Source organism: Chitinophaga sp., assembly GCF_036569125.1.
Lineage (GTDB): Bacteria > Bacteroidota > Bacteroidia > Chitinophagales > Chitinophagaceae > Chitinophaga.
Map to the genome: position 1 here is coordinate 1 of NZ_DATCRF010000142.1, position 8,422 is coordinate 8,422.

Genomic DNA, 8,422 nt, shown 5'->3' on the forward strand with positions numbered 1-8,422 from the left:
TGCGGGCTTGTTTGCCGGCAATAACGGCTTCCATTTTCTGCCGGAGCGCCGGCAGCTGGGCATGGGTGGTGTAAGAGAAAGTGGTAAAGATCAGGAGGATGAATACGCGTAATGGCATGGTAAAGTTTATGAGGCGTTGAAAGTAAGGAAATCCTGCTTATTTTGGAATCATATAACCCAAACTTCTCATAAGTAACCCCTGTTAAATCACTATTATCTTATGCCCACCCATTAACCGGGATTATACTCCACATATTGTACAGTCTTTACCTCCTATATGCTTATATTACAACCTGGTTATTAATAAATTTATCTGCTCAGCGCGGTTTTACAACATTCTGTTTCTGGAATGTTGTTTGTTTAACAGTACCGCGTGGCGGGTTACGAAACCAGCAGAAAGGGCACGTGCATGTGATAAATGGCCATTATTAATAGATAAATACCAGCTATGGGGTCTACTGAACGATCAGAGCAACCGGTTATTACCAAGGGCATTGATAAGTTTTTCCTGAATTTTTATGACATACTCAAGTTCATTCTCCGGTTTTTTAAGGAGATGTTCACCCCTCCATATGAGGGACGGGAGTTTGTACGGCAGTGTTATTATATAGGAAATAAATCATTGCTGCTGATCACGCTCACCGGGTTTATCACGGGGCTGGTGTTCACCAAGCAATCCAGGCCATCGCTGGCGGAGTTTGGGGCTACCTCCTGGCTGCCATCGCTGATCTCCATTGCGGTTATACGTGCTTTGGCGCCACTGGTGACTGCGCTGATCTGCGCAGGTAAGGTGGGTTCCAGCATTGGCGCGGAACTGGCTTCCATGAAAGTAACGGAGCAGATCGATGCCATGGAGGTATCGGCCATCAATCCTTTTAAATACCTGGTGGTAACCCGGGTAATGGCCTGTATGCTATGCGTGCCGCTGTTAATGGCCTATACGGGCCTGGTGGCCATGGGCGGCTCTTTTCTGGATATTCACCTGAATGAGCAAACCAGCCTGGCCATCTTTCTTCAGAATGCATTTGAGAAGATCTCGTTCCTGGATTTTTTCTCCTCGTTCATTAAAACGCTGTTCTACGGCTTTACCATTGGCATTGTGAGCTGCTACCAGGGCTATCATGCCACGCAGGGTACGCAGGGCGTGGGTAAGGCGGCTAATGTGAGCGTGGTAATATCCATGTTCCTGATCTTTATAGAAGAGATCATTATTGTTCAGGTAATAAATATGTTGCGCTAACTATATGAAACCATTTACGCCGGAAATACACTGGGATGAAACAGTGATCTCTATCCGAGACCTGTATAAATCTTTTGGACAGAACCATGTGCTGCGGGGCGTTAACCTGGACCTGCACCGGGGCGAGAACATTGTGGTGCTGGGCCGTTCGGGTACAGGTAAATCGGTTTTGATCAAGATCATTTCTGCCTTACTCTATGCGGATTCAGGTATAGTGAATGTGCTGGGGCAGGAAGTAGCAACCCTAAAGCATGATGAGCTGCGGGAGCTGCGCCTGAAAGTGGGTTTTTGCTTTCAGAACGGGGCTTTATATGATAGCATGACGGTAGGCGAAAATCTTTCGTTCCCCCTCAGGCGTAATATGCCGCATATGAGCAAACGGGAAAGGGATGAACGTATTGCCACAGTGCTGGAAGCCGTGGGCCTTTCACAAACAATCAACCAGATGCCGGCGGAGCTGTCCGGCGGGCAGCGCAAACGCATCGGCATAGGACGTACCCTCATATTGCGGCCGGAGATCATGCTGTATGATGAACCCACTGCCGGGCTGGATCCCATCACCTGCACAGATATCAATAACCTGATCAACGAAGTGCAGAAACGGTTCAAGACCAGCTCCATTATTATTACGCATGACCTGGCCTGTGCAAAAGCTACGGGCGATAAAATTGCCGTTATGAAGGAAGGCAGGTTTATTAAAGAGGGCAACTTTGAAGAAGTATTCAGCGACAATGACGAGCTGATACGGGAATTTTACGACTATAACTTTATACAATAGCTTATGAAAGAAACTAGCAGATCAAGAGCCGTTAAAGTAGGCCTCTTCAGTTTCCTGGGGTTGCTGATCTTTGCCCTGGCGGTACTGGTACTGGGCGGACAACGGAAATCCTTTATGTCATCTGTAGAGGTAAAAGCAATGTTCCATGATGTGGGCGGGCTTGCCAAAGGCAATAACGTTTGGTACTCCGGTGTAAAAGTAGGGATGATCAAAAAGATCTCCTTCATACAGCACAACCAGATAGAGGTGCTGATGAATATTGACAAGAACTCGCGCCAGTTCATTCATAAGGATGTAAAAGCCAAGGTAAGCACCGATGGGCTGGTGGGTAACAAGATCATTGCGCTCAGCGGCGGCAGCGGCACTGCCCCGGTGATCGAGGATGGAGATGTGATCGGCGTGGCATCCAGCATCAGCACCGATGAAATACTGGATACCCTGCAGGTGAACAACAAGAACCTGGTGCAAATAACCGGCAGCCTGGCCAAACTGGCCCAGCAGCTCTCCGAAGGCCGGGGCACCCTGGGTAAGCTGCTGACCGACAGCACGGTATACGATAACCTGAATACCACTATGGCCAAACTGGGTACCAGCGCTACCAATGCGCAGCACCTTACCAATAACCTGGCCGCCTATACGGCTAAATTACAGAACCGCGGCACACTGGCTAACGACCTGGTAACGGATACGGTTATATTTCAACGCCTGCGTAATACCGCTACGGGCCTGGATACCATCTCCCGCAGGGCCAATGATGTAGTAGCCAACCTGCAGCAGGCCAGCAACAGCATCAGCACCAAGTTAAACAGCAGCGAATCGCCGGCAGGTGTGCTGCTGAACGATGACAGCGCTGCGCACGACCTGCAGCTGACCTTAAAGAACCTGGCCAACAGCACCGGCAAGCTGGATACCAATATGGAAGCGGTACGGCATAACTTTTTACTGCGCGGGTATTTCCGCCGGCAGGAGAAGCAGAAGAGGAAGGAGCAGGAGAAGGCGGAGAAAGCGAGGAAAGACAGCTTAAAAGCATTGGGACAGGGTAATTAATAATTAAGAATGAATAATTAATAATCAGGGTGGTAATTGTTCGGGAATAATGAATAGCCCTTTAATGCACTATTGGCCCTTTGATTATTGATCGTTAATTATTCATTCTTAATTATGCTACCCATTGTTCATGCATAATGAAACAGCACTGTTTCGCACACAACCAGCCCTACGATTATTAATTATTAATTATTAATTATTAATTATTAATTATTCCAGCCTTAAGCTTTTTACCGGATTCATTAACGCGGCCTTAATGCCCTGGTAGCTGACGGTTAGCAGGGTAATGGCAATGGCTCCCAGGCCGGTAACGGCAAAGATCCACCACGACATTACAGCACGGTACTGGTAATGTTGCAGCCAAACGCTCATACCATAATAGGCTACGGGTACGGCTATACAAAAGGCAATGATCACCAGCACTACAAAATCTTTACTCAACAGGCTCCATAAATTAAATACAGAGGCGCCCATTACTTTGCGTACGCCTATTTCCTTGAAACGCTGCTCTGCCATAAAAGCGGCCATACCAAACAATCCCAGGCAGCTGATAAAAATGGCCAGGATGGTAAAACAGCCGGCCAGCTTACCGATGCGCTCTTCTGCGTTGAACTTGCGGGCATACTGCTCATCGGCAAACTTGTAGGTGAAAGGTGCTGCGGGTGCATAAGTTTTGCAAACAGCAGCTATTTTATCCAGCGCCGTATGTGCGCTTACGTTAGGACTGATACGGAAATTCACATACCCGAAATCATAGGGGGTTAGATAGAAAATAGTTTGTTTCACAGGTTCGTAGGGCGATTGCATTACCATATCCTTCACCACGCCAATAATGTGGTAATCCCTGTTCCTGAACCGCACAATCTCCCCTACCGGATCATTAAGCCCCATGTATTTTACGGCAGCTTCATTAACGATCAGCGAGGTGGAATCCGTGAGCAGCTCCCTGGAAAAATCGCGGCCTGCGGCAAACTGCCAGCCTACGGTTTTGCCATACTCAGATGTTACGCGGATGTTGGCAAAATTATCTGTCATAGCCGGATCTTTTCCTTTCCATTCCAGGCCGCCGCGGTAATTGTTTACACCGGTTGCAGGACTGGATGATTCTGACAGGGCTGTTATGGCGCCGGACCGCAGGAGATCAGCGCGTATGGCTTCAAAATGATTGTGCAGATCGTCGGTAGAAGTTTCTATAGTGATGAGGCCCTCCCGGCTGTAGCCTACCGGGCGGTTCTGAGCAAAACGGATCTGCTTAAATACAATGATAGTACCGATGATCAATACCACAGACACTGCAAACTGCACTACCACCAGCACCTTACGCGGTATGGCCGCCAGGCGGCCGGCCCTGAAAGTACCTTTTAATACTTTTACCGGTTGAAAAGAGGAAAGGTATAAAGCCGGGTAGCTGCCCGCCAGCAAACCGGTTAATAAAGCAAAGCCTATGGAGCTGCCCCAGAAGAAAGGGCTGGTCCACAGGATATGCATATCCTTATCTGCTATATTATTAAAGAATGGCAACACCAGCGCTACCAGCAGCAGGGCCAGTACAAAGGCCAGCACAGCCGTTAACATGGATTCGCAATAGAACTGGTAAATGAGCTGCGCCCTGAAAGAGCCAATGGCTTTGCGGATGCCTACTTCCTTTGCCCGCTTTTCTGAGCGCGCTGTTTGCAGGTTCATAAAATTAATACAGGCCAGCAGCAGCACCGCAACACCAATGATGCCGAAAAGCCACACATACTGTATAGCGCCGCCTACGTTCACACCATCTTTAAACTCCATATACAGGTGCCATTTGGACATAGGCTGCAGGAACAGCTCCGGCTTAGCCAGCGCATTGGCCGCCCCTGCCCTTTCTGCTTTAAGGTTCTTTATTTTGGAAGATATCTTTGCCAGATCTGCATGATCTGCTACCTGCACATACATCTGCAGGAAATCATCGTTCCAGTCGGCCGCAGCCCGGTTCACGATCCAGTCTTCCGAAGTTCTGAAATAATCCCAGGGCGCCATAAAGGCTACATTGTGCAGGGTGGAGCTGCGGGGCAGATCTTCATACACACCGCCTACCAGGAACGTAACCTTATTATCCAGCTTTACTACTTTGCCCATGGGATCGGCATCGCCAAACAAAGCTTTTGCCACGCTTTGGGAAAGCAGCATGGAGGAAGGGCCTTTTAATGCATTACGCGTGCCTTTAAGCATGCGGAGGGAAAACATTTCCGGGGCATCTGCACTAATATAATTGCCGGCATAGGTAACCTTATTATCACCTGCGGATAGAATATGATCCCAGGTAAGGGTTGACATAACAATGTACTTAAAATCGCTGCCATAACTTTCATGCATAGCGGCATTCAGCGGCATGGGAATTACCCCGCCTGTGCTCACTTTACCATCCAGCGTTTTCTGCTGCATTACCTGGGCAATGCGGCTATAATTCTGATGATACCTGTTAAAAGAAAGCTCGTTCCAGATCCACAAGCCGATCAGCATAGCTACTGCCATGCCTACTGACAGCCCGCCGATGTTGATGAAGGCATGTGTTTTGTTCTTACGCAGGTAACGCAGCGCAATCTTCAGATAAGTGTTAAGCATAAAGCGAAAAGCATAAAGCATAAAGCTGGCTTGAGGTTCCAAAAAAAATGCCCGAAAACTACCTGGCTAGAAATCAGGTGTTTATATGAAAACGGAAGGAAAGGATTGTTCATTATCGGACAGGGCATGTCCGGTAATTAAACATGCTGAATGCTTAACGCTAAACGCTTAATGCATTTCCAGGATTATTTCTATAAATTGATGTAATATTTAACAACAGCAAGCTATGGATAGTGAAGCTTCTCCTGCTACCGGCTACTGGCTTACACGCTTTGTAATACTTCGTATGCTTGGGCTGGTGTATGCAGTCGCTTTCCTGGTGGCCATTAACCAGCTTGTTCCTTTAATTGGCGCTGATGGATTGCTGCCCGTGAGCAACTACCTTGACCGGGTAAGCGCTGCATTTGGATCAAGCGGCGCAGGCTTCCGGCGTTTGCCTTCTCTTTTCTGGTACTGGCATTCTGATACGGCACTGTTAACAGTGGCCTGGGCCGGATTCATACTTTCCTGCATAGTAGCAGCCGGTTATGCAAATGCCATCGGGCTTACAGTGCTATGGGCGCTTTATCTTTCTATTGTGCATGTGGGGCAGGAATGGTATGGATATGGATGGGAGATCCAGCTTGCGGAAACCGGCTTTCTTTCCATTTTTCTTTGCCCGCTGCTTGACCCGCGCCCTTTTCCGCGTACGGCGCCTCCCCTGCCTGTGCTCATTTTATTCCGCTGGCTCATCTTCCGTATTATGCTGGGATCGGGGCTGATCAAGTACCGGGGCGATGAAATATGGCGCAATGGCACTGCCCTCTACCATCATTTTGAAACACAACCCATTCCCGGTCCCTTAAGCCGCTGGTTTCATTTTCTGCCGCATGCTGCGCTAAAGACCGGCGTATGGCTTAACTGGCTGGCTGAGATTGCAGCGCCCTTTTTTGTATTCGGGCCACGCATAGCCCGGCATATTGCGGGTGTGGTGATCATCTTATTCCAGGTGAATATTATACTTAGCGGTAACCTCTCGTTCTTAAACTGGCTTACCATTATACCTGCACTGGCTTGTTTTGATGATGGCTTTTGGTCGAAGATATTGCCAGGGGTGCTGGTACGTAAGGCGGAAGCTGCTGCCGCCAACGCCGTAACATCCAAACCCATGACCGTTACCGCATGGATCGTTACGGCTGTTATTGCGCTGCTCAGCATTCAGCCCGCCCTGAATTTGCTGTCGCCCGGGCAGGTCATGAACAGCTCTTATGATCCGCTTGCGCTGGTAAATACCTATGGCGCCTTTGGATCAGTGGGCCAGGAACGTTTAAATGTGGTATTTGAAGGTACTGCCGACGAGTATCCTGATGATAAAGCCAATTGGAAGCCCTACATCTACAAGGGCCTGCCGGTAGCCCCTGATAAACGGCCGCCACAAATAGCGCCTTACCAGCTGCGCCTGGACTGGCAAATGTGGTTTGCTTCCATGTCATCGGCAAACGAGTATCCGTGGACGTTACACCTGGTATGGAAGCTGCTGCATAACAACCCGGGCGCTGTAAGCTTATTTGCCGGCAATCCCTTTCCCGATAAGCCGCCCAGGTTTATCCGCGCCGTATTATACCGCTATACTTTTGCCCGGCCTGGCAATGCAGGCGGCCTTTGGTGGAACCGTGAGCGTGTGGGCGAATGGATCCCGGCGTTATCTGCAGAGGATCCGCGGCTGATCGCATTTTTAAAAGGACAAGGATGGCTGAAATGATAAGGACTTCGCCTTATCAATATCAGCGCTATGGTACAGTGCTTCCGGGATCTGCGCCAGGGTGGAATCATGCACCTGCTCCCCTAACCCATAGAACTGCTGGAAGCTCATGATGAGCGGGCGCCATTTATCCGGATCCACACGGTTGGTAGTGCCTTCCATTAAAATACTATCGTGAACGTGCACACGCTGTATGCGCAGCTCAATAGTTACGATACGTCCTTTTTGCAAAGGTTCATCATCACCTACACCATGTACGGCTGCTACCTTAGCCTCCATATGCACGGGGCATTCCAGTACGCGGGGCGGGGATATGGTTTCGGAAGCGATGGCTGTAAGGCCGGCAGTTTCAAATTTGGCAGGCTCGTAACGATAGCCCTTTTTGAGCTTACCTTCCGGTACAGGATTGCTGCCCGTAGTGCGGGCCAGGCGGTTCACGGCGGCCACCTGGTGTACGGAGGGCAGGTTTAACACGCATTCGCCGTTTCGTATAATGTTCTGCGTAGTTTTGGATGGTGCGGCCAAACCCAGTATACAACGCCATCCCAGCCAGAAGGCAGAAGACATAGGCGCCAGGTTGGCGCTGCCATCTTCATTCTGCGTGCTGATCAAAACTACCGGTGTGCCGAAGTATAAAATAGCGGGATCTGTGCTGAGGTGCATATACAATTGTTTTGTTTACCCTGCAAATGTAGCGGTGCACCGTTGGCCGGGAAACCCGGTTCTTGCGGAATATGTTAGAACGGCGGTACCTCTATTTCGTGTAACAGGGGCTCCAGCGCTGCCAGGGATTCCTGCAGGTCCTTTTCCACCCGGGCCTGTTTGCCGAGCTTAAATAACAGCTGGTTTACAGGATTTTTGTGCGTGTACCAGGACAGCGTGAAACGGCTGGTATGCTCATCCATCTTTTCCATAAAGAAATGGAGGGAGTTCTTCTTATTTGCATCGGTTTCAGTGAGCACAATACTTTCATCCGGATTATAGGCAAAGCTGCTGACATATACTGTACGCTCTCCTT

Annotated in this window: 7 protein-coding genes; 4 read left to right on the forward strand and 3 right to left on the reverse strand. The window is 49.3% G+C overall.

Annotated elements, in window-relative coordinates:
• The first annotated feature begins 448 nt into the window (after window positions 1-448).
• The 3 genes from VIM87_RS05020 to VIM87_RS05030 are packed head-to-tail and all read left to right on the forward strand — an operon-like array spanning window position 449 to window position 3,065.
• The gene (locus tag VIM87_RS05020) at window positions 449-1,240 is read left to right on the forward strand and encodes an ABC transporter permease (RefSeq protein WP_331995916.1); all 792 of its coding nucleotides are present in this window, start codon (window positions 449-451) and stop codon (window positions 1,238-1,240) included.
• A gap of 4 nt (window positions 1,241-1,244) precedes the next feature.
• Entirely contained in the window at window positions 1,245-2,018 is a 774-nt protein-coding gene (locus tag VIM87_RS05025) for an ABC transporter ATP-binding protein (protein WP_331995917.1), read from the forward strand.
• 3 nt (window positions 2,019-2,021) lie between these two features.
• Window positions 2,022-3,065 (forward strand): MlaD family protein, encoded by a 1,044-nt coding sequence (locus VIM87_RS05030; RefSeq protein ID WP_331995918.1) that lies wholly within the window; start codon window positions 2,022-2,024, stop codon window positions 3,063-3,065.
• A gap of 210 nt (window positions 3,066-3,275) precedes the next feature.
• On the opposite strand, the gene VIM87_RS05035 is transcribed toward VIM87_RS05030, so the two are convergent.
• Window positions 3,276-5,663 carry an ABC transporter permease gene (locus VIM87_RS05035; protein WP_331995919.1) on the reverse strand — a complete coding sequence of 796 codons (2,388 nt, stop codon included), beginning with the start codon at window positions 5,661-5,663 and terminating at the stop codon, window positions 3,276-3,278.
• Window positions 5,664-5,889: 226 nt separating this feature from the next.
• On the opposite strand from VIM87_RS05035, the gene VIM87_RS05040 reads away from it, so the two are divergent.
• Window positions 5,890-7,404 (forward strand): lipase maturation factor family protein, encoded by a 1,515-nt coding sequence (locus VIM87_RS05040; RefSeq protein WP_331995920.1) that lies wholly within the window; start codon window positions 5,890-5,892, stop codon window positions 7,402-7,404.
• Here VIM87_RS05040 and VIM87_RS05045 read toward each other — a convergent pair.
• Together VIM87_RS05045 and VIM87_RS05050 are read right to left on the reverse strand one after the other, a co-directional pair.
• The gene (locus VIM87_RS05045) at window positions 7,378-8,067 is read right to left on the reverse strand and encodes a flavin reductase family protein (protein ID WP_331995921.1); all 690 of its coding nucleotides are present in this window, start codon (window positions 8,065-8,067) and stop codon (window positions 7,378-7,380) included. The two genes, VIM87_RS05040 and VIM87_RS05045, sit on opposite strands and share 27 nt — an antisense overlap.
• A 74-nt stretch (window positions 8,068-8,141) precedes the next feature.
• Window positions 8,142-8,422: hypothetical protein (locus VIM87_RS05050; protein ID WP_331995922.1), on the reverse strand; the 281-nt coding region annotated here is incomplete at its 5' end.